The following is a 21715-nucleotide window of genomic DNA, read 5'->3' on the forward strand; positions in this document are numbered from 1 at the left end:
TCAGCCCGAAGGCCCGTTGATTGCGCTACTATTATAACAAGCGGCAAAAGAAAAAACTAGGAAAGAAATTTCCTAGTTTTTATTCTTCTTCTCCAAGCAGCAAATCCGGGCTTAAATCTTCTAATTCTTCATCAAGGTCATCCTCGTCGCAAAAATCGTCGTCCTTGCCGCAGCCTTCCGGATTGATCGCAACGCATACTTTCGTTTCGCCGATCACTTCGGCGACAAACTCCCTCTCAACGTCGACGACGATTTTATTGCCGTTCGGCGAAATCGTGCATTCGAGGCAGTTCGGCTGCTGGATGACGCGGACGATGACATCGGTGTCATCGCTGATTAAATGGTCTTTGTCGCGATATTTTAATTTGACAACGTCCGTATACGACACCGTTTCGGTGACGACTTCGGTTTTGGTGTTGTGGTTGTACGAATACCAGACGTTGATGTCATAATGGCCGTGAATTTCGACCGTTTTATCGCATTTTTTCGCTTCATAACGGTGGTTGATGATCCAGCAGCCGAGAATGCTTGACGGGCGGTTCGGCGCCGTCACCGTATGGGTCGATTGTGTAAACTTGCGGCCTTTGCCGACAACGGCTTTCGTAATAATTTCTCTGTATTCAGACATCGAACGGAACCCTCCTCAAATGAATCTTCATTTCATCCTATGCGCCATCTCCGCTAATGTGCACAGCAAATGAATCATTATTCCGTATAGTTCATTGTATGCGCCTGCTCCGTTCGATGTGCCTTCTTTTTTGCCGCCAGGCAGCCGCCCGCGGTTCGGGAACAGGGAGAGCGCGCCCATAAAAGCATCTTTGTTCATGGTGTCGGTCGGGCATTGATACGAGCTGCGAGAGAGCGCCCCCATAAGAAAAAAGCGCCCCGAAGGACGCTTTTGCGCCGCATGCCATTAATGGCAGCCGCCGTGTTTGCTGTACCGAAGCGCTGCCCCGGTTTCGCCGCGCAGCACGTCGCCGCCCGTCGAAGCGAGAATTTCATCGGTCACCGTATTCGAAATCGTCGAGGCGACGAGCTGAAGCAGGTCGTTCACATCTGCTTGGGACTGCTGGAATTCGCTGACGATCGGGATTTGCGACAACTCTTCGTAAATGGCGTCAATTTTGGCCTCAACCCGTTTCAGCGCTTCATGTTTTCCGTAATGCTGCAAATTGACAGCCTGTTTTTGCAGCGATTTTAATTCGTTGATCAACGCGCGCACTTTTTCGTTTTGATGGATTTTTTCTTCGGCCCGTTTGAAAAAGTCGACTTCTTCCGTTTCCGCAATCATTTTCGCCAACTGCTTCGCCTGGGCCAATACATCATCCCGCGTATATTTTGCCATGTTCGTTCACCTCGATCGCTTCATTCACAAGTTCGCCTGTCAGCGTCCACGTCTTCGCCTGCGTAATGCGCACGTTGACCAATTGGCCAATGAGCGATTTGGGGCCGACGAAGTGGACGAGCTTGTTTTTGCGCGTATAACCCGCCAATACATCCGGATTCGTTTTGCTTTCGCCTTCCACAAGCACTTCGACGACTTGCCCTTCGTATTGCTTCATTTTCTTGGCCGCGATTTCTTGTACAAGGTCGTTCAGCCGCTTGAGCCGTTCTTTTTTCACTTCCATCGGCACGTTATCCTTCATGTTCGCCGCCGGCGTGCCTTCGCGCGGTGAATAAATGAACGTGTAGGCCGAGTCAAACTCCACTTCGCGGTAAAGCGACAGCGTTTCTTCAAACTGCTCATCTGTCTCGTTCGGGAAGCCGACGATAATATCCGTCGTCAACGCGACATCCGGAATGGCGGCTTTGATTTTGCGGACGAGCTCCAAATACTCCTCGCGCGTATACTTGCGTCCCATCATTTTCAAAATTTCCGTGCTGCCCGATTGCACCGGCAAATGAATATGCTCAACCAAGTTGCCGCGTTTGGCGAGCACTTCGATGAGCCGATCGTCAAAGTCGCGCGGATGGCTCGTTGTGAAACGAATGCGCGCAATATCGATTTTGCGCAGCTCATCCATTAAATCACCAAGGCCGTACTGGATGTCGGTGAAATCTTTCCCGTAAGCGTTGACGTTTTGCCCGAGCAGCGTAATTTCTTTGTAGCCTTGGGCAGCGAGCTGGCGCACTTCTTGGATGATGTCTTCCGGGCGGCGGCTCCGCTCCTTGCCGCGCGTATACGGGACGATGCAGTACGTGCAAAACTTGTCGCAACCGTACATGATGTTGACCCACGCTTTAATCTTCCCTTTGCGCGCCTTCGGCAAGTTTTCAACGACGTCGCCTTCTTTCGACCATACTTCAACGACCATTTCTTTCGACATGTACGCTTCATGCAAAATGTACGGCAAGCGATGGATGTTGTGCGTGCCGAAAATGAGATCGACATATTGGTATTGCTTTAAAATTTTCTTAACGACCGATTCTTCTTGCGACATACAGCCGCACACGCCGAGCAACAAGTCTGGATTCGTCGTTTTGAGCGGCTTTAAGTAGCCGAGCTCGCCAAACACTTTGTTTTCCGCGTTTTCACGGATCGCACACGTGTTGAGCAAAATGACGTTTGCGTCTTCTGGCCTGTCGGTCGGCTCATAGCCGAGCGCCATGAAAATGCCGGCCATCACTTCTGTATCATGCTCGTTCATTTGACAGCCGTACGTGCGAATGTAAAACTTCCGCCCGCGCCCCATGCCGCGGAACTCGTCCGGAATCGCGAAGTCTTTTACATAGTTGACTTCTTCTTTGCCGCGTTTCTTCGCCTCTTTTAAATTCGGCGGAAGAAACACCCTCGTGAAATACTTCTCATAATCTTTCGTCGTTTTTTCTTTCAGCCGGTCCAAGGCGGATTTTCTGTCCGCTGGATGGCTTTCCGTTTTGATTTGTCCCGTTTGCTCCAAACGTTGTTTTTCGTTCATCGCAATCGCTATCTCCTTTCTGTCCAACATCATTGCATGATCCTCGGCAAATTTCTTCCAACTACACATTATCATAGTATATCGTCAACTGCCAAGAAACACAATGGGAATTGTTCCGGAAGCCCGGAACATGTTATGATAACAAAAAAACACCCAATGAGGCAAGCCCCCATCGGGTGCAAGTTGTTTCCATTTTTACATAAACTCCGCCATAAGTTCAGCGAACTTTTCTTTGCTTATTTTCAGCTCCGCCTCAGCAAGCGGTGCTTCGCTGTAGCCCGGCACAAGCTCTTGATACGACTTTTGTTCTTTGTTTTGATAAATGATCCCGGTGACGAGCCCATCGTATTTCATGACCGTCTGCATCGCCATCTCCCTATCGGACGGGTCGTATCCTTCGATGTCGCTGACCTTGACGAGCCGCTCTTTGAACCACTCGTACGTATTCACTTTGTTGTACGTCACGCACGGGCTGAAGACGTTGATGAACGCAAATCCTTTATGCTTGACGCCTTCTTCAATCAAGCTCGTTAATTCTTTCAAATCGCTTGAGAAGCCTTGGGCGATAAACGTCGCTCCGGCGCTTAACGCGATCTCGAGCGGCGACAATGCCGGCTCGATCGATCCGTGCGGCGTGCTTTTTGTTTGGAAACCGGCAGCGCTGCGCGGCGATGTTTGTCCTTTCGTCAGCCCGTAAATTTGGTTGTCCATGACAATGTATGTGATGTCGATGTTGCGGCGAATGGCATGAACCGTGTGCCCCATGCCGATGGCAAACCCGTCGCCATCCCCGCCGGCGGCGATGACCGTCAAATCGCGGTTTGCCATTTTCACTCCTTGCGCCAGCGGCAGAACGCGGCCGTGCGTGCCATGGAAGCCGTAAGAGTGAATGTAGCCGGAAATGCGGCCTGAGCAGCCGATTCCGGAAATGACCGCCAGCTCGTGCGGCTCCAACCCGAGATTGGCAGCCGCGCGCTGGATGGCCGCTTGCACGGAAAAGTCGCCGCAGCCCGGACACCAGTTTGGCTTCACATCATTGCGGAAATCTTTAAAGGTGGCCATTGCGCTAACAACTCCTTGCATTTAGTATAGACGTCGCCCGGCAAGAACGGATTGCCGTCGAATTTTAAGACGCTGGCCATTTTATCGGCATGCCCAACGTTCATTTTCAACAAGCTGGCCAATTGTCCGGTCGCGTTTTGCTCGACGACGACGACCCGCTTTGCTTTTTCGACAAGCGGCCGCACGTCGTCAACCGGGAACGGATGAAGCAGGCGGATATGCGCATGGTTGACTTTGACGCCGTCTTGCTCGAGCCGCTCCATCGCTTCTTCAATCGCTCCGCGCGTCGATAAAAAGCCAACAAGGAGCAAATCCGGTTCCTCGTGGCGGAGTTGTTTGTGGACCGGCGTCGGGAAATGAATGTGCTCAAGTTTGCGCATCCGTTTTTCCATTTGCGCCCGGCGGTTCGCCGCCGTCTCTGACGGGCGGCCTGTTTCGGCATGTTCGACCCCGGTGACATGGTGGATGCCGTATTTCGTCCCCGGCAGCACCCGCGGCGAAACGCCGTCCGGCGTCAGTTCATACCGTTTGAAATTGTCTTTGTCTGGAAGCGGCGGCAGTTCTCCGTTCACCAGTTTGCCGCGGCGGATCTCAATTCGATCGTAATCAAGCGGTTCGACCGTCTGCTTCCCGAGCGACAGCTGCAAATCCGACAGAAAAATGACCGGGCATTGGTATTCCTCAGCTAAGTTGAACGCTTCCGCCATATCGTAAAACGCTTCTTCGACCGTGCTTGGCGCCATGACAATTTTGGGAATTTCCCCGTGTGTGCCATAGATCATCGCGAGCAAATCGGACTGCTCTTGCTTTGTCGGCAAGCCGGTGCTTGGACCGCCTCGTTGCGTGTCAACCACCACAAGCGGTGTTTCCGTCATCCCAGCTAGTCCAATCGCTTCGGCCATAAGCGACAACCCCGGTCCGGCGGAAGCGGTGAACGCCCGCACACCCGCATAGTTGGCGCCGATCGCCATCGTACAGGCTGCGATTTCATCTTCTGTCTGGATGACCGCGCCCCCAAAATCGGGCAGCTTTTTAATTAAATATTCCATAATTTCCGAAGCCGGGGTGATCGGATAGGCAGCCATAAAACGCGCCCCGCCGGCAATGGCGCCCAAGGCGATGGCGTCGTTGCCGATCATGAACATTCGCCGTTTGCCGTCGGCTTTGGCTAGTTTCATCGTTTTCGTCGATCCATCAAGCTGCTCTTTCATATATTGCGCTCCAGCGCGAATCGCTTCCATGTTTTTCTCAACGACTTGCGCCCCTTTGCGCCCGAATGTATCCACAACAACGCTTTCGAACACAGCAGCGTCCAAATCGAGCACCGCGCTCGTCGCACCGATGGCAACCATGTTTTTCATCAGCGGATTGCCAAGCTGTGTGGCGATATCGGTGAACGGGACGGCGTAAAGCGCCACTCCTTTTCCTTCCGGAATCAACGGATGGAATTTGGCGTCCGCAATGACGATGCCGCCGTCACGCAGCTCGTGGAAGTTGAAGTCGATTGTCTCTTGGTCGAACGCCACCAAGATGTCCAAATCATCAGCGACCGCCCGCACTGGTTTCGTGCTGACGCGAATTTTGTTGTTCGTATGACCCCCTTTGATGCGTGAAGAAAAATGGCGGTATCCATATAAGTAATATCCGAGACGGTTCAGCGCTGTGGAAAAAATTTCCCCTGTACTTTCAATTCCTTCCCCTTGCTGGCCGCCTACCTTCCATGACAGCTGTTCGATCATGCATTACACCCCTTTATATTCACTCCAGCCTTTCGCTACTATTGTACCACTTTTCTGACAAGGAAACTACCATTTTGAACGCCTTTTTCAGCCGGCGCCGCGGATGCCCTGTCTTCTATTCTAGGATACGCAGAGCCGATACTCAGTGATATTCGTCACTCCGGCAAATGGGCGTAGAAGTTGCCAAATAAAAAGCGGGATACTTGCTCGGCGGAGTAATGCTTGTACAACTCGTTGACAAGCCGCGCATATTCCCTTACCGTTCCAAGGCCGGCGACCGTCTCCGTGATGCCATCGAAGTCGGAACCAAACCCAACATTGTTTTCCCCCCCGAGCGCGCATATATGGTCGAGATGGCGAAGGACATCAGCGATCATCGCCTCGTTTTTCTTCGCCGTCAAAAAATATGGAACGAAATTAATGCCGATCATGCCATCTTTTTCGATCAACGCTTTGACTTGCTCGTCGGTTAGGTTGCGTGGATGTGGGCATAAACGATGTACGTTGGAATGAGAAGCGATGGGGAACCGAGCCATCTCGATGACATCCCAAAACGCTTTCTCCGATAAATGGGACACATCGACCCATCGTTTTGCTTCATTAAGAAGTGCAACGACTTGCCGGCCAAACGCCGTCAGCCCGGCGCCGCGCTTCTCCCACGCCCCGTCAGCGACAGCGTTTGGGAAGTTCCACGTCAACCCGACGGAAGCGACGCCAAGCCGAAGGAGCGTCTTCAGCTTGACAAGGTTCGAGCCGATCGCGTCACATCCTTCAAGCGTCAACATAGCACCGATCTCCCCTTCTTTCAGGGACGCGATATCATGTTTGGTCCGCACGAACTTCATGGACGGAAACTCCTCGATCACACGGGCAAAGAAGATATCCACCATCTCGAGCGCCACCGTGAACCGCGCTTCCTCGGGCACCGTTTCTGGTATGTAGATGGCAAAGCATTGCACTTTCACCCCTGCTTCCGCCATCCCAGAAAGGGTGACGTGAAGTGAAGCTCCGTCGTAAAACGACAGGGACCGATCTAGCCATAACTTCATCAACACATCGCAATGGGCATCGAAGATCATTCCGTTCCCCCCTTGAAAAAGCAAAAATAACCTGCCTGCCTTCGCAGCCGAAGGCGCCAACAGGTTATGATCATCATTGTCTGATCATCCAGTTAACGAGGTTCGACAATCAATTTGATCGCTGTCCGCTCTTCCCCATCGATGATAATATCCGTAAACGCCGGAATGCAAATCAAGTCCATGCCGCTCGGTGCCACAAACCCTCGTGCGATCGCTACTGCTTTAACGGCTTGGTTCAATGCACCTGCGCCGATCGCTTGAATTTCCGCTGCGCCGCGCTCGCGCAACACACCGGCCAGGGCACCAGCTACAGAGTTCGGATTCGATTTTGCTGAAACTTTTAATATTTCCATTCCTAGCTCCTCCCTCGATTCCTTGGAAAATGATTTCGGTAAAAGGTCTTCATTGTAACTATATTCACTGTTTCGACAATTATTCCTGCATGGGAGGAGGACATTTTAAAAAATTTTCAAAAGATGGACTATTCAAAATAAGGGTGGTCATCGTTAATGATCAACCGTTCAATGCGCAACGCCCGTCCGCTTTTTTCGTCTATATCAACAAAGACGGCGTTCAATTGGCTTCTTCCTTCCTTGACGCCGAAACGAACCGGCAGCCCGGTTAAAAATTTGCGCAGCACCGCCTCTCGATCGACGCCCAAAATACCGTCGTATGGACCGGTCATGCCAACGTCGGTAATGTACGCCGTCCCTCTTGGCAAAATGCGGTTATCAGCCGTTTGAACGTGTGTATGCGTGCCGATGACCGCGGACACGCGGCCGTCTAAGTACCAGCCCATTGCCTGTTTTTCGCTCGTCGCCTCGGCGTGGAAATCGACGATGATGACCGGCGTGCGCGCGGAGGCGGCGGCGATCAGCTCGTCCGCCTTTTGAAACGGGCAGTCAATCGCCGGCAAAAACGCCCTCCCTTGCAAATTGATGATCGCCGCTTCGCCATGCTCGGTCGGCACAAAGACGATGCCTTTTCCCGGCGTGCCCGGCGGGTAATTCGCCGGGCGGATCAGCGCCTTCGCCTGATCGATAAACTCAAAAATATCGCGTTTGTCCCATGCGTGATTGCCCAACGTGATGACATGAGCCCCCCAAGCGAGAAGCGCCCGGTAAATCGGTTCGGTGATTCCTTTCCCGCCGGCGGCATTTTCGCCGTTGATCACAACGACGTCCGGCCGATGCTTTTCCTTCAGCTTTGGCAAATAGTGCTCCACCATTTTTTGCCCCGGCGAACCGACGACGTCGCCGATAAATAAAATTCTCATCCCTGATCCCTTTCTAAACGAAAAATATCCCCTTGCGCCCATCTCCGCATCGTTATACCCTCCTATTTTACGCACAAAAAAAGAAAGTGGCAATAGCCACTTTATTTCGCGTATTCAACGGCCCGCGTTTCACGGATGACCGTCACTTTAATATGGCCCGGGTAATCAAGCTCTTCTTCGATCCGTTTGCGGATATCACGCGCCAGCCGGTGCGCTTCCAAATCGTCGATCATATCCGGTTTGACCATAATGCGCACTTCACGCCCCGCTTGAATGGCGTACGATTTTTCAACACCTTCGTACGATTCGGCAATTTCTTCAAGCTTCTCTAGACGACGGATATAGTTTTCCAGCGTTTCGCTGCGCGCTCCCGGCCGCGCCGCCGACAGCGCATCGGCCGCCGCGACGAGCACAGCGATGACCGACGTCGGTTCCGTATCGCCATGATGGGAGGCGATGCTGTTGATGACGACTGGATGTTCTTTATACTTCGTCGCCAGCTCAACGCCGATTTCCACATGGCTCCCTTCCACTTCGTGGTCGATCGCCTTGCCGATGTCATGAAGCAAGCCGGCCCGGCGCGCCAGCATTTCGTCCTCCCCAAGCTCGGCCGCCATTAGTCCGGCTAAAAACGCCACTTCCACCGAATGTTTTAAGACGTTTTGTCCGTAGCTCGTTCGGAATTTGAGCCGCCCTAAAATTTTGATCAAATCCGGATGCAAGCCGTGAACACCGACTTCAAACGTCGTCTGTTCGCCGACTTCGCGGATATGCTCATCCACTTCGCGACGCGCCTTTTCGACCATTTCCTCAATGCGCGCTGGATGGATGCGGCCATCTTGCACAAGCTTATCGAGCGCGATGCGCGCCGTCTCACGGCGAATCGGGTCAAATCCGGACAAAATGACCGCTTCCGGCGTATCGTCGATGATCAAATCGATGCCGGTCAACGTCTCGAGCGTGCGAATGTTCCGCCCTTCGCGCCCGATGATCCGCCCTTTCATTTCGTCGTTTGGCAAATTGACGACGGAAACAGTCGTTTCGGCGACATGATCGGCAGCGCAACGTTGGATAGCAAGCGACAAAATCGCCTTCGCCCGTTTGTCTGCCTCCTCTTTCGCCCGCGTTTCCGCCTCTTTGATCATCATCGCAATCTCATGCGACAGTTCTTTCTCCACGCGCTCTAAAATGAGCTGGCGGGCATCGTCGCGCGTCAGGCCGGAAATGCGTTCCAGTTCGGCTTGTTGTTGTTTGACGAGCGCTTCCACTTTGCTTTCCATTTGTTCAATATGCTGTTGTCTTTCGTTCAACGCTTCTTCCTTTGCCTCAAGCAACGCCTCACGTTTGTTGAGCGCTTCATCTTTGCGGTCGAGATTTTCCTCCTTTTGCATCAGGCGGTTTTCTTGTTTTTGGAGTTCGCTTCTCCGGTCGCGGATATCACGCTCCGCCTCCGTACGCAGTTTATGAATCTCGTCTTTCGCTTCGAGAAGCGCCTCTTTTTTCAAGGCGTCCGCCTCGCGTTTCGCCTCCTCAATCAGCTGTTCGGCAGCGGCTTTCGCCCCGCCGATTTTCGCTTCGGCAATCGATTTGCGAACAAAAAAGCCAACAACGGCACCAATGACTAAGGCAAGCAAAGCGGAGATGATGATCGAACCCATCGTTTCACCTCCTCTTGCTGTTCGGTTTCCTTTCGCTCTCTTCTCACCGCCATGACCGGCGCAGATGGACATTCCCGTTTTCAATCCATTAGCTCAGTCGCTTGGCATTGCAATCGCCCGCGCAGCCTTCCGCACGAAGGCGGTCCGCCGGCGGACACATGGCCCTGCCGCGCATATGGACAAATATACATGTTCATTGTAAAGGCGGCAATAGGAATTGTCAAGATATTACACCGACGCGCCCCGGCCCTCGACTTTGACGGCGGGCGGACGCGTCTAGGAGGCTGGTGATTTACTCGCGCAACCGCTTCTCGGAATTGTTTCTCAAGTAGAAAAAACTTGTTGCATCAGCCTCTATGTTCACGCGTTCAATCGCCGATCAAGGCAAACAGCGGTTTTTCACCAACCTTCTAGAGGGTGACAACGGAACAAGACCGTTCCGCCCACGACCCTTTTTGGGCTCACCGTCCTCTTTCTTCACAGGCGGCACGGATGGAAAAAGGCGCCCCAGCCACTTGCCAGGACGCCTTGTGCCGTTATTCTTCAAGCAATCCGAACCCGTCTTGCTGCGGTTCGCTCGTTCCCTCTTCGACATCGATGCCGTAATGCTGGCGGATGGCGCGGGCGATTTCATCGGCAATGTGCGGGTTTTCCTTCAAAAATTGCTTTGCGTTTTCCCGCCCTTGGCCAAGCCGCTCGTCTTTGTACGAATACCACGAACCGCTTTTTTGCACGATGTCCAATTCGGACGCCATGTCGATAATTTCCCCTTCGCGGGAAATGCCTTCACCGTACATAATGTCGACGTCAGCTGTTTTAAATGGCGGCGCAACTTTGTTTTTGACGACTTTGATTTTCGTCTTGTTGCCGACCATATCGTTGCCTTGCTTGATTTGCTCGGCGCGGCGCACCTCTAAGCGGACGGAAGCGTAAAACTTGAGCGCCCGCCCGCCTGGCGTCGTTTCCGGATTGCCAAACATGACGCCGACTTTTTCACGAATTTGGTTGATGAAGATGGCGATCGTTTTCGATTTGTTAATGGCGCCAGACAGCTTGCGAAGCGCCTGCGACATAAGCCGCGCTTGCAAGCCGACATGGGCGTCGCCCATCTCCCCTTCAATTTCCGCTTTCGGCACAAGCGCCGCCACCGAGTCGATGACGATAATATCGACCGCGCCGCTTCGCACGAGCGCTTCAGCGATTTCGAGCGCCTGCTCGCCCGTGTCAGGCTGGGAAAGCAGCAATTCATCGATATTGACCCCTAATTTTTGTGCGTAAATCGGATCGAGCGATAGCGATAGGTAACAGTCACCCTCAGCATTACCCGGAGGGGCTGTTTTCCCCCGCTTCACACCGTGCATGCGAGTTTCCCCGCACACGGCGTTCCATCGAGTACCCCGGCTACTAATCATGCCCAAGACTCTGCCCGTATATATGTTTCCTGTACTTCTCGAGTTTCTTGATTGCACAAGCCTTCAAGTGACTAGTGTCTGTTTGATCAATTTCTTTCTTATGGATAAGTGTATGGCATTCGTCGCAGACCGATGCAAGGTTACTTACCTTGTTTATTTCGTTTAGTGGAAGCTTGTTGTTTATGTGGTGTGTTCTTGTGTTGAAAGGTTGTAGTATGTCACCACATATTTTGCACTTCCCTTTATCCCTATTGAAGGCGTAGCATCGGTTCATGAAGAACTCGAAGTTGTATAATTGACTGGATTTGACTCCTTGTATCAGGTTGAGGTACCCACTGTCTAGGAGCCATTGTGCTCTTACAGTCAGTGGTTTTTTACCTGTGTTTTGGAGTCTTATCCTCCTACCCTCCGCTGTATAGGGAGTTTCCTTTTGATTCTTTTGGCTAGTTTTGATCCAAGTTGCGAATCCGATGCTCATTATACCGAGCCATTTCTCTTTTATTTTTACCGCAGGTACTTGTTCTGTTCTGTCCGGGTACAGTGGTGCTAGGTTGTAGCACTGGTTAGCCGGTATCCATTCTGCCCCGTATTTCTTTATTGCTTTGTAGGATGTGTATTTGAGGGATTCTCTGAATTCCCTCACATCCATGTTAATACTAGGAGCGCTAGAGTAATAATTGATGATTCCTCTGATTTTACTGTTTATCAGATTGATATCAGTGATCAGCCACTCTTGGTCGGGGCAGAATTTTAATCTTCGAAGGTCTTTCTTAAGTTGCTCGACCTTCCTTCTGATTTTGTCCTTGTCTGCACTCGCATATCCGATGTATTTACCGCCCTTGCCATGAGGTAACATCCTGATCTTGAAACCCAAAAACTTCATTGGTTTCTTTTTGATGTTAGTTATAAGGGTTTTATCATCCGATAATTCGAGTTTTAGGTTTTCTTTCAGGTATTTCTTGATGCGGGATTTCCATCTCTCCGCATTTTCCTTACTATCAGTGAATAGCACCCAGTCGTCTGCGTATCTTACATAAAACTCGGGTTTAGTTATAGTTGAGTGGTCTCTAAGCGACTTGAATTTAGCTGTGCGACTGGTGGTTCCATTTCGCATCTTCTTTTCTTCCCATTCTCTGATTATCCATTGATCGAGTTTATGAAGATACACATTTGTTAGCAGAGGGGAGATTATCCCACCTTGTGGTGTGCCCATTTCGTTTACTTTGGTTTCCTTCATGACCCCTGCCTTTAACATTGATTTGATAATCATAAGCATACGTCTGTCTCGTATGCCCATGTGCCAAAGTTGCTTGATCAGGATGGTATGATCTACATGGTCAAAGAAACCTTTGATATCCCCCTCTATTACCCAGTTGTACCCTATGCGGTTGCATATGTGCACGCATCTTTCAATTGCGTGTTTCGGATCTCTGTATGGTCTAAACCCATAGGAGTGTTGAAAGAATTGTGCTTCAAGAATTGGCTCGATTGTCATCCTCACGCATTCTTGGATGATTCGGTCTGCAATTGTTGGAATGCCTAGGGGTCTCTTTTCCTTCTTTCCGGGTTTTGGGATAAACACCCTTTTGATTGGTTTAGGTTTGTACCTCTTGAAGTTTCTTTTGACGAAGTTTATTACTTCATCATAGTTTCGCGTTAGTATGTCGTTAATGGTTTGTTCGTCTGTCCCTGCGGTTTTGCTTCCTCGGTTAGATTTGATCTTGTGGATCGCAGAGACGATAACGACATCACTACTCGCTATTTCGATTAACCCTTTGAATCGCGGAATGTCCCCTTTGTTTAAGCATTCCTTCGTGATTGCATACATCTTATCCTGTAGGTCGCGGAACTCTTGTTCCGTCCTCGGGCTGATTAGTTCTTGAAACGTGTTTGTGATAATATCAAATCCTTTCTTTCAGGATTTGTATTATACACGTTGGTAGTCAGTTTCGCTCACCGAAACCCTCTTTTGGGTTTCCTCACGGCTTCCTAATCGTCGTCTGGGGTTAGTAGCCTAAAAGGTACTCGACTATGCCCCTTCGCTCAACAGGCATTACCCTGTTTCATCACTACTACGGGCTGCTGCCCCATCCCTTCAGCAGTCATTTCCTACTGCTTAGTGGCATCGGGGTGCGCACCCCTTATCATCCACTGGGATGGTTCACCTGTACCGCATCACCTATCCTTGCATGCTCCCTTAGGCTCCACCTCTGACCCGTCAGCCGCCTTTCTGCCCATGGTTGGCGGGCTCAAGGCAAAGATCCTCTACGGGATCAATCCAGACTCGGCAAACACGAATACCTCATCCAGGGCTGAACCTCACTTAGGAGGTGAGCGCCTTCTTTTTTCGGCGCCCCACGCCTTACGAGCCGTACTTCCGGTGGTTCGTTCCAACGCTATGCGTTCTCTAGCCATAGGAGCTTTATGGACCCCCGGCTACTTCGCTAACCGCTTCTCAGGTCTGCTTTTCGCCGTCCTCTCCGAGCTTCGTACAGCCATGTTGCGCACCATGACCGCACGTCGGGGTATTAGGGCAGGAATGCCAACCTTCATTCCTGTCTCGGATTTTCACCGAGCTCTCGGTGATGCAGTTAGGACCTACTAAGTTTCAGTCCCGCTAACTTTTCGTATGGCGTTTCCACCATACTTGGGTTAGCAACAGGTCGCACCATGCTCTGCGTCGATGAAAGCTGCTTGCCCGCCCCGCTTTTGCACTTCAGCGATCGCGTGAAGGGCAACGGTCGTTTTTCCGGACGATTCCGGGCCGTAAATTTCCACAATCCGCCCGCGCGGATAGCCGCCGACGCCTAACGCGATGTCGAGCGCCAGCGAACCGCTCGGCACGACCGACACTTTGCGGTCGACTTGCTCCCCGAGCTTCATGATGGCCCCCTTGCCAAACTGTCGTTCAATTTGTTTTAATGCCTGCTCCAATGCAGCTTGACGATCCTGGTTCACTCATCTACTCCTCCTTATTCTAGGACTACTTATACTATACCGCGTTTTGCGGCCATTGCCAAGCAAAAAACGAACGTTCATTCGTTTTTTCAATGGAGGAACTAGCAACAATCGCCATACCCATGCGGTGGAAACAAACGATGTGCGGTGGAGAATGTTCAAGGAAGGGGGCGGCCGATCAGCGGTCGGCCGCGAGCATTTCCAATAGGAAGAAGCAGCCGTATTTGGCCGTGCGGACACGGATGGCATCACGCGTGCCGGACAGCATCAGACGATGGACGGTCGTGTCGCGTCCGCGGACGGCGATGCCGATATACACGGTGCCGGGCGGGTGACCCTCAAGCGGATCAGGGCCGGCGACACCGGTGAAGCTGATGCCGATATCCGCATCGCACATCGCGCGGACGTTTTCAGCAAGCAAGCGGGCGCACGGCTCGCTCACCGCCCCGTCTGCCTCAAGCAGAGGGCGCGGGACGCCGAGCACGCGTTCTTTCACGCGATTCGTATAGCAAACAACACCGCCCTGTACGACTTGCGATGCGCCGGGGACGGCGGTGAGCTGTTCGAGGAAAAGGCCCCCGGTCAAGCTTTCGGCCGACGCGATCGTCCATCCTTTTTCTTTTAACCGTTTGAACGTCTTTGTAAACAACGTTTCGTCGTTATATCCGTAGCAGTAGCGGCCGACGCGCGCCAAAACGGCGGCTTCCGTCTCATCAAGCAGCCGCTTCGCCTCTGCCTCATCCCGGTGCTTCGCCGTCAGACGGAGCGTCACTTCACCGTCGCCGGCCAACGGCGCGATCGTCGGGTTCGACTGAACGTCGATCAAATCCGCAATCGCCGTTTCAAGCGCTGATTCGCCGATGCCAAAAAAACGGAGCACGCGTGACTCGATGCGCTCGGAAAGCGAAAACGTGCAACGCAAAAAGGCGCTCCCATATTTGGTGAACATCGGCTGCATTTCCTTCGGCGGCCCGGGAAGCAGCATGTACGTGATGCCATTGACCGAGAGCGCCATCCCAGGCGCCATGCCGTGTTCGTTTTTCAGCACCGTCGATCCTTCCAAGACGAGCGCCTGCTTTTTATTGTTTTCCGTCATCGGCCGATTTGTGCGGGCAAAATACGCTTCAATCTCCCGCAGCGCTTCCGGATCCATCACGAGCCGACGGCCAAGCAAACGGGCGATCGTCTCCTTCGTCAAATCGTCTTTCGTCGGGCCGAGGCCGCCGGTGAAAATGATGAGGTTTGCTCTCGTTTGCGCCGTTTTCACCGCCTGTTCGAGGCGGCCGGCGTTGTCGCCGACCACCGTATGGAAATAGACGTTAATGCCGAGCATCGCCAGCTGCTGCGACAAAAATTGGGCGTTCGTATTGGCGATTTGCCCAAGCAACAGCTCGGAGCCGACGGCAATGATCTCCGCGTTCAACAGACTTTTTCCCCCTCTCTGGCCGGCTATTTCGAATGGGAAAACGCATGTCTGTTTTTCGCAAAATAATCCCAACCGGACCAAATCGTGAAAATGACCGCCACCCACAGCGCCAATTCGGCGAACGGAAACGAAATGAGTGAGAATGGGAAGTTATGCAACAACAAAGCAGAAATGGCGACGATTTGCGTCCATGTCTTGATTTTGCCAAGCATGTTGGCAGCGACGACTTCCCCCTCGCCGGCAAGCACGAGCCGCAAGCCGGTGACGGCAAACTCGCGGCTGATGATGACGATCACCATCCACGAAGGAGCAGCTCCGAGCTCCACAAGCACAATAAGCGCCGCGGATACGAGCAGTTTATCGGCCAACGGATCCAAAAACTTGCCCAAGTTCGTCACAAGTCCGTACTTGCGGGCGTAATAGCCGTCAATCCAGTCCGTTGTTGATGCAACGATGAAAATGAGCGCCCCGACAAGATGGGCAACCGGAAGCTCTGTCCCGTCGATTTGGATGCTCCCCCACCCGAACGGAACGAGCATCACGATCACGAAAAACGGGATGAGCATAATGCGCGCTACCGTAATTTTATTCGGCAAGTTCACCCCAAATACCTCCGCTCACTCAACATAGTTCAGTCCATGCGAAAAGCAGGCGCCTTCCTGGCGGAAAAGCGCCTTGTTCCATCACTTTTTCAATATGAAATGCAGCTTTTGGTACACTTCGTCTTTCGGGGCAAACGGATAGGCAAACGGCTGGCCGTTTACCTTCATGTCGACGTCCAGCGTGCGCCCGATTTTCACCCACACTTCGCTTTCCGCCGACAAGTCGAACGTTTTCGTCTGCCCGCTTGTCAAGTTGCCGCGGTAAAACGTATGACCTTTCGTATTGTATACTTCGACCCACGACGTTCCTTTGGACGCAAGCTCAATCGAAAACGCGCCGGAGTTGGCGACTTCGATCGTCGCCGTATTGCCGCGTTTTTCCGTTACATTCAAGGCTGCAGCTGGGGCAGCCGGTTTTTCTTGTTCAGCGGCCGGAGCCGTCTCGCCTTTTTGCCCTTTCTTTTCTTCCGCCTTCTTCGCTTCCTCTTTTTCTTTTGCCTGCTCAAGCGGCGAATGTTTCGACCGCTCGACCTCCGCTGTTTTTGGGCTTGTCTTTGTCGGCGGCTCATTTGCGGTACCGCGCTGGAGCAGCACCCAAACGAGGACGGCTGCCCCGATGACGACCGCCGCAACAATTACTTTCGGCAGCCAATCAAGCCATTTCTCCCCTTCGGCAGACAGCTGCTGGCGCGTTTTGACACGCGACAGCGTCTGCGGCATGTCATCTTGATACGACTGGGGAATGTCTTGTTTATACTGCTCAAACAGCTCATCCGGGTCAAGCCCGACCGCTTCGGCATATTGTCGGATGAAGGCGCGTACATAAAAATTTCCAGGCATGATGGCATAGTTGCCTTCCTCAATGCCGATCAAATACCGCTTTTGAATTTTCGTCATTTCCTGCAGCTCGTCCAAGCTCATATTTTTTTCTTCCCGCGCTTCCCGTAAACGTTTCCCTAGTTCCGTCAACGGCCAACACCTTCCACTTTTTTAAATTAAAACCCAAATTCAGAAAACCCATCGCCGCCCAACAAGGATGGGCGGTCAATCGCTTCATAGGAAATATCTTCGTCCGGTTCATGGCGCAGCTCAATAATATAGTCAAAATCATCAAGGGTATACTCCGTATGACGAACAAACATGTCCGGATGCTCCACGACTTTCGTCGCCTCAAGGCGCATGAGCTCACGGATGAGCTGCCAGTGCTGCTCATTCCCCCGGCGCATTGAGACGATGCCGTCGATAATGAAAATGTTGTCCTCGCTGTACTCATCTTCCATCAGCTGCGTGCGAACCGTCTGTTTAATCAGCGTCGATGAAACAAACAACCATCGTTTGTTGGCGCACACGCTGGCGGCAACGATCGACTCCGTCTTGCCGACGCGCGGCATTCCGCGGATGCCGATCAACTTATGCCCTTTTTCTTTAAAAAGTTCGGCCATAAAATCGACGAGCAGTCCAAGCTCATCGCGGACGAAGCGGAACGTTTTTTTGTCATCGGCATCGCGCTGGATGTAGCGGCCGTGGCGGACGGCGAGGCGGTCGAGCAGCTTCGGCTGGCGCAGCTTCGTCACGGTAATGTTGTCCATCGTCCGCAAGATCGTCGCCAGCCGCTCGATCTGCTCATTATTGTCGCACAAAAGCAGCATGCCGCGGCGCGAATCCCGGACACCGTTGATCGTCACGATGTTAATGGACAACATGCCAAGCAGCGAAGCGACATCGCCGAGCAGCCCGGGGCGGTTGACATGAATTTCATATTCCAAATACCATTCTTGTTTGCCCATCCCGTCTCCTCCCTTGCCGGTGTCCGCACAAACGCCTTATGCTAAGTTCATACTACTATAATCGCAAATGGAAAAGCAACCGAAAAGGAGGAAGAAAAAAGAGAGGGAGACCCCTCTCTTTTTACCGGGTGATTATTTTTGTTGAACGAGCTTGACCATCATGTTGGCAAGGGCGTGCTGCTCTTTTTCATCCGCAACGCTCCAAAGATCAGCAAGCACCCGTTCTTCCGGGTTTTTCGGGTCGACGTGTTTCGCCAAATAATCCCCGATTTGGTAAGCGACATCTGTGATCACTTGCTGGGTCAATCCTTGCTGTTGGGCTTGTTCTAAACGTTCCGCCAAAAAGTCTTTCCATTGTTCAAAGTTATCCAGCACCGACATGTCAATCCCTCCTTGTTGAATGTTTCAAGGATAGTTTGCCTGCCCAATCGGAAAATATACGTTCAACAATACCAGCCGCCGTTGACGGAAATGACTTGGCCGGTGATATACGAAGCGGCATCAGACAGTAAAAATGCCACCGTTTCCGCCACCTCATCCGGCGTGCCGAGCCGGCCGGCTGGAATGTCGTCAGTGAGCGCTTCCAGCTCCTCAGGGCGAAACACCCGCAGCATATCGGTATCAATCGCCCCCGGTGCAACAGCGTTGACGCGAATGCCGCTTGGGGCAAGCTCCTTGGCGAGCGCCTTGGCAAACGCGTTCTGCCCTCCCTTTGTCATCGAATACACCGCCTCACACGACGCACCGCACAATCCCCAAATTGAGGAAATGAACACAATATGGCCGCGCTTTCTCGCGACCATTGACGGGATCAGCCGTTTGATGAGCAGCGCCGGGCTTGTCATGTGAAGCCGCACCATCCGTTCGATGAGTTCATCGTTCATGTCGGTCAACAATCCGTAATAGCTTGCACCGCTGTTGTAAACGATGGCATCAACTGGGCGATCGATTTGCGAAACGAGCTTTTCCACCCCATCAGACGTCGACAAATCAGCCTCAATCGGCACCACGTGCGTGCCAGCAAGTTCTTTTTTCAACGATTCAACCGGCGCTCGTCGGCGATGGTAATGAAGAAAAAGTCCATACCCCTCCCGAGCGAGCACGCGGGCGATGCTTTGTCCGATTCCTCCGGAGGCTCCAGTGATCAAGGCGTAGCGCATGAAACCATCTCTCCTTTTTGCCGTAAAAAAGCATCCTTCACAGGAAGGATGCCTTATTGCCCTTTTGGAACGACTTCACAAACCGCGATTTGTGAATCGCGAAAACAAGAAGAGGCGACCGCCGCGATATCGTCCATCGCAAGCGATGAAAGCGCCGGCAAAATGTCAAACAGGTTGGAGCCGTAAAACGCATAGCGCGTAAACTGGTTGGCGATGTATTCCGGCGAATTGAGCGCCCGCAAAAAGGCGCCGATTTTTTTCTTTTTCACCCGTTCAAACTCTTCCTTTTTGACTGCTTCCCACGAAAACGACAGCAGCACCGTTTGAATTTCCGAGGCGAGCCGTTCAGCGTCCCTTGTATCGCCGCCGATCAGCGCGAAGCCGAATCCGCGCTCTTCGGTATAATCGTACATAAATGTATCATCGATCAGCCCTTCGCGGTACAGCCGTTCGTAGTGCGGCGAGCTTTTTCCGAACAAATAGTCCAAGGCAACGTGAAACGCCAGCTCATGTCGCAGCTTTTGTTCGCCGGTTTCCGGAACGGACGGCGCTTTGATGCCGACAAAGCATTTGTTCGTCTGCACGTGCATCGGGATCACGTGTTTCTTTTTCGCGACATCGCTTGGCTCTTCATACGAAAACCGTTTCACCTCCGGCGCCTGCGGAAACGACTTTTTCGCTTGGTTGTCGCGGATTTGTTGCATCGTTTTTTGCTCATCGACCGGCCCGACGACAAACAAAAGCATGTTGCTTGGATGATAAAACGTTTCGTAGCACTCATACAGCAGCTCTTTCGTAATTTGGGCGATCGATTCGACCGTGCCGGCGATGTCGATTTTGACCGGATGGTTATGATACATGCTTTCGATGGCGCCGAAATAGACGCGCCAATCCGGGTTGTCGTCGTACATTCGGATTTCCTGGCCGATGATTCCTTTTTCTTTCTCCACTGTTTTGTCGGAAAAGTATGGGGTTTGTACAAAGTCCATCAACGTTTCCAAGTTTTTCTCGACGTTGTCCGTGCTTGAGAACAAATAAGCGGTGCGGGTGAACGTCGTAAAGGCGTTCGCTGAGGCGCCTTGTTTGCTGAACTGTTGGAACACATCTCCGTCTTCTTTTTCAAACAGCTTATGCTCCAAAAAATGGGCGATGCCGTCCGGAACACGTTTCATTTCTGTTTTTCCAAGCGGCACAAACTGATTGTCAACCGAGCCGTAGTTCGTCGTAAACACCGCGTACGTTTTGTTGAATCCTTTTTTCGGCAAAATGTATACGTCAAGCCCGTTGTCCATTTTTTCATAAAACAGCGTTTCCTGAAGCGTTTCATACACCCGTTTTTCCATCTTCCGTCGCCTCCATTCCGGTCAAAAAGTACACCGTATCAAGCACCACTTTGCCAGCAACGCGCACCACATCCTCGCGCGTCACTTGATCGGTGCCGGCAAGCCATTCATCGATCGGGCGCTTTCGCGTTGAGACGACGTTATGGTACAACACTTCGACAAGCCCGCGCGGCGTATCGAGCGTCTCAAGCAACTGGTTGCGGATGACTGCTTTCGTCTGCGCCATTTCTTCATCCGTGAAATCGCCGTTTTTCATCGCCTGCATCTGTTCATCGATGATGCGGCGCGCCTTTTCATAATTGGCTGGCTCAATGCCGGACATGACCAACAAAAGCCCTTTATGGCTTTCAAGACGGGAAGCGGCATAATAAGCAAGACTCGCCTTCTCACGGACGTTGATGAACAGCTTCGAATGGGAAAAACCGCCAAAAATGCCGTTAAACATTTGCAAGGCGTAATAATCGTCATCTTCATACGTCACATTCGTCCGATAGCCGATGTTGAGCTTTCCTTGCTTCACGTCCTGCCGCTCAATGACTTCGCGGACTTCCCCTTGCGGCTTGACAGAAACCGATGATGCGCGCGCCTGCTTTGGACGATCCGGCAAGGAAAACCGCTGCTTCACCGCATCGAGCACCGTCTCTTCAACTACATCGCCAATGACATATAGATCCAATTCATCTTCGGCCAGCGCCCGTTCATAATAGCGATACAGCCCTTCCGCCGTGATGCCGTCCACGTCTTCAAGCTCTCCGTTTGGCGAGAGGGCGTACGGTTCGCCTTGACACATTTCTTCTACGAGGCGCATGTTCGCATAGCGCATTTTGTCATCATATACCGCCTGAATGCGTTGGCGGAGCGCCCGCTTCTCCTGCTCGACAATGTCGGTGACAAACCGGCCGCCATCAAGCGCCGGGCGGAACAGAAGATCAGCCAAGAGCTGAAGCGCTTTCGCAAGAAGCGGCGTTTGCTGCGGCAAAAATCGTTCATTGGCAACATCAATGCGAATCGTCATGATATGATGTTCGCCCTTTTTCGCTAAATCGACGTTCAGCGTCGCCCCGTACAATTCATCCAAATAGGTGCGCAGCGCCTTGACGCTCGGATAGTCCGCCGTACCGCTTTGCAGGACGTATGGCAAAAGCGCCCGCAGCGTGACCGTCTCTTTGGCAAGAGGGGCCTTCATTTTCCAAACGATCGTGTTCGTTTTGTACTTATCGGTCGAAATTGTATGGACGCGTATCGGTCCGACCGCTGTGACTTTTTCGTCGACCAATCCAACTCCTCCTTACTTT

General features: G+C 52.2%; 18 protein-coding genes and 2 pseudogenes. All 20 read right to left on the minus strand.

What is annotated here, in order from left to right; all coding sequences use genetic code 11:
* Positions 1 to 79: 79 nt before the first annotated feature.
* Positions 80 to 628, minus strand: a complete 549-nt coding sequence (locus N685_RS0116810; RefSeq protein WP_015374452.1) for an outer spore coat protein CotE — start codon at positions 626 to 628, stop codon at positions 80 to 82.
* Positions 629 to 913: 285 nt separating this feature from the next.
* Positions 914 to 1345, minus strand: coding sequence for a RicAFT regulatory complex protein RicA family protein (locus N685_RS0116820; RefSeq protein WP_031410284.1), 432 nt, complete (start codon positions 1343 to 1345; stop codon positions 914 to 916).
* Complete coding sequence (gene miaB / locus N685_RS0116825; RefSeq protein ID WP_031410286.1) at positions 1323 to 2918, minus strand: tRNA (N6-isopentenyl adenosine(37)-C2)-methylthiotransferase MiaB; 1596 nt, start codon at positions 2916 to 2918, stop codon at positions 1323 to 1325. Before miaB ends, N685_RS0116820 begins: the two co-directional genes overlap by 23 nt.
* Positions 2919 to 3113: 195 nt before the next feature.
* Positions 3114 to 3980 carry a 2-oxoacid:ferredoxin oxidoreductase subunit beta gene (locus N685_RS0116830; protein WP_031410288.1) on the minus strand — a complete coding sequence of 289 codons (867 nt, stop codon included), beginning with the start codon at positions 3978 to 3980 and terminating at the stop codon, positions 3114 to 3116.
* A complete protein-coding gene (locus N685_RS0116835) occupies positions 3947 to 5719 on the minus strand; it encodes a 2-oxoacid:acceptor oxidoreductase subunit alpha (protein WP_031410290.1) in 1773 nt (590 codons plus the stop codon). The genes N685_RS0116830 and N685_RS0116835 overlap by 34 nt, the downstream gene beginning before the upstream one ends.
* 155 nt (positions 5720 to 5874) lie before the next feature.
* Positions 5875 to 6798 (minus strand): dipeptidase, encoded by a 924-nt coding sequence (locus tag N685_RS0116840; RefSeq protein ID WP_031410292.1) that lies wholly within the window; start codon positions 6796 to 6798, stop codon positions 5875 to 5877.
* 92 nt (positions 6799 to 6890) lie between these two features.
* Positions 6891 to 7151, minus strand: a complete 261-nt coding sequence (spoVS, locus tag N685_RS0116845) for a stage V sporulation protein SpoVS (protein WP_003251598.1) — start codon at positions 7149 to 7151, stop codon at positions 6891 to 6893.
* A gap of 128 nt (positions 7152 to 7279) precedes the next feature.
* A complete protein-coding gene (locus N685_RS0116850; protein ID WP_031410295.1) occupies positions 7280 to 8074 on the minus strand; it encodes a TIGR00282 family metallophosphoesterase in 795 nt (264 codons plus the stop codon).
* A gap of 101 nt (positions 8075 to 8175) precedes the next feature.
* Complete coding sequence (gene rny, locus N685_RS0116855) at positions 8176 to 9732, minus strand: ribonuclease Y (RefSeq protein ID WP_011230797.1); 1557 nt, start codon at positions 9730 to 9732, stop codon at positions 8176 to 8178.
* A 536-nt stretch (positions 9733 to 10268) separates the two neighbouring features.
* Positions 10269 to 11024 (minus strand): annotated as a pseudogene (gene recA, locus N685_RS0116860) (recombinase RecA); the annotation flags it as partial.
* A 112-nt stretch (positions 11025 to 11136) separates the two neighbouring features.
* Entirely contained in the window at positions 11137 to 12972 is a 1836-nt protein-coding gene (gene ltrA, locus N685_RS0116865) for a group II intron reverse transcriptase/maturase (protein ID WP_031410299.1), read from the minus strand.
* Between the two features lie 842 nt (positions 12973 to 13814).
* Positions 13815 to 14102, minus strand: a pseudogene (locus N685_RS0116870) (recombinase RecA); the annotation flags it as partial.
* 178 nt (positions 14103 to 14280) lie between these two features.
* Positions 14281 to 15525 (minus strand): competence/damage-inducible protein A, encoded by a 1245-nt coding sequence (locus tag N685_RS0116875; protein WP_031410301.1) that lies wholly within the window; start codon positions 15523 to 15525, stop codon positions 14281 to 14283.
* A gap of 26 nt (positions 15526 to 15551) precedes the next feature.
* Positions 15552 to 16130: a CDP-diacylglycerol--glycerol-3-phosphate 3-phosphatidyltransferase gene (pgsA, locus tag N685_RS0116880; protein WP_031410303.1), complete on the minus strand. Its 579-nt coding sequence runs from the start codon at positions 16128 to 16130 to the stop codon at positions 15552 to 15554.
* 81 nt (positions 16131 to 16211) lie between these two features.
* The gene (locus N685_RS0116885) at positions 16212 to 17099 is read right to left on the minus strand and encodes a helix-turn-helix domain-containing protein (RefSeq protein WP_031410304.1); all 888 of its coding nucleotides are present in this window, start codon (positions 17097 to 17099) and stop codon (positions 16212 to 16214) included.
* Between the two features lie 26 nt (positions 17100 to 17125).
* Positions 17126 to 17917 carry a DUF3388 domain-containing protein gene (locus tag N685_RS0116890; RefSeq protein ID WP_031410306.1) on the minus strand — a complete coding sequence of 264 codons (792 nt, stop codon included), beginning with the start codon at positions 17915 to 17917 and terminating at the stop codon, positions 17126 to 17128.
* 132 nt (positions 17918 to 18049) lie between these two features.
* Complete coding sequence (locus N685_RS0116895; RefSeq protein ID WP_011230790.1) at positions 18050 to 18298, minus strand: DUF3243 domain-containing protein; 249 nt, start codon at positions 18296 to 18298, stop codon at positions 18050 to 18052.
* 62 nt (positions 18299 to 18360) lie between these two features.
* Positions 18361 to 19077 (minus strand): elongation factor P 5-aminopentanone reductase, encoded by a 717-nt coding sequence (ymfI, locus tag N685_RS0116900; protein WP_031410308.1) that lies wholly within the window; start codon positions 19075 to 19077, stop codon positions 18361 to 18363.
* A gap of 53 nt (positions 19078 to 19130) precedes the next feature.
* Positions 19131 to 20420: an EF-P 5-aminopentanol modification-associated protein YfmH gene (yfmH, locus tag N685_RS0116905; RefSeq protein ID WP_031410310.1), complete on the minus strand. Its 1290-nt coding sequence runs from the start codon at positions 20418 to 20420 to the stop codon at positions 19131 to 19133.
* Positions 20401 to 21696 carry an EF-P 5-aminopentanol modification-associated protein YfmF gene (gene yfmF / locus N685_RS0116910; protein ID WP_031410312.1) on the minus strand — a complete coding sequence of 432 codons (1296 nt, stop codon included), beginning with the start codon at positions 21694 to 21696 and terminating at the stop codon, positions 20401 to 20403. Before yfmF ends, yfmH begins: the two co-directional genes overlap by 20 nt.
* Positions 21697 to 21715: the final 19 nt, after the last annotated feature.

The sequence above is a fragment of the Geobacillus vulcani PSS1 genome, from assembly GCF_000733845.1.
Taxonomy (GTDB): domain Bacteria; phylum Bacillota; class Bacilli; order Bacillales; family Anoxybacillaceae; genus Geobacillus; species Geobacillus vulcani.

What these genes read in the sequence shown, in the direction of transcription:
- N685_RS0116830 (WP_031410288.1), bottom strand. Translation starts at nt 3,980, where the DNA reads ATGGCCACCTTTAAAGATTTCCGCAATGATGTGAAGCCAAACTGGTGT.
- N685_RS0116820 (WP_031410284.1), bottom strand. Translation starts at nt 1,345, where the DNA reads ATGGCAAAATATACGCGGGATGATGTATTGGCCCAGGCGAAGCAGTTG.
- N685_RS0116810 (WP_015374452.1), bottom strand. Translation starts at nt 628, where the DNA reads ATGTCTGAATACAGAGAAATTATTACGAAAGCCGTTGTCGGCAAAGGC.
- rny (WP_011230797.1), bottom strand. Translation starts at nt 9,732, where the DNA reads ATGGGTTCGATCATCATCTCCGCTTTGCTTGCCTTAGTCATTGGTGCC.
- N685_RS0116840 (WP_031410292.1), bottom strand. Translation starts at nt 6,798, where the DNA reads ATGATCTTCGATGCCCATTGCGATGTGTTGATGAAGTTATGGCTAGAT.
- spoVS (WP_003251598.1), bottom strand. Translation starts at nt 7,151, where the DNA reads ATGGAAATATTAAAAGTTTCAGCAAAATCGAATCCGAACTCTGTAGCT.
- N685_RS0116895 (WP_011230790.1), bottom strand. Translation starts at nt 18,298, where the DNA reads ATGTCGGTGCTGGATAACTTTGAACAATGGAAAGACTTTTTGGCGGAA.
- ymfI (WP_031410308.1), bottom strand. Translation starts at nt 19,077, where the DNA reads ATGCGCTACGCCTTGATCACTGGAGCCTCCGGAGGAATCGGACAAAGC.
- N685_RS0116835 (WP_031410290.1), bottom strand. Translation starts at nt 5,719, where the DNA reads ATGATCGAACAGCTGTCATGGAAGGTAGGCGGCCAGCAAGGGGAAGGA.
- miaB (WP_031410286.1), bottom strand. Translation starts at nt 2,918, where the DNA reads ATGAACGAAAAACAACGTTTGGAGCAAACGGGACAAATCAAAACGGAA.
- ltrA (WP_031410299.1), bottom strand. Translation starts at nt 12,972, where the DNA reads ATGTATGCAATCACGAAGGAATGCTTAAACAAAGGGGACATTCCGCGA.
- N685_RS0116890 (WP_031410306.1), bottom strand. Translation starts at nt 17,917, where the DNA reads ATGGGCAAACAAGAATGGTATTTGGAATATGAAATTCATGTCAACCGC.
- yfmH (WP_031410310.1), bottom strand. Translation starts at nt 20,420, where the DNA reads ATGGAAAAACGGGTGTATGAAACGCTTCAGGAAACGCTGTTTTATGAA.
- N685_RS0116850 (WP_031410295.1), bottom strand. Translation starts at nt 8,074, where the DNA reads ATGAGAATTTTATTTATCGGCGACGTCGTCGGTTCGCCGGGGCAAAAA.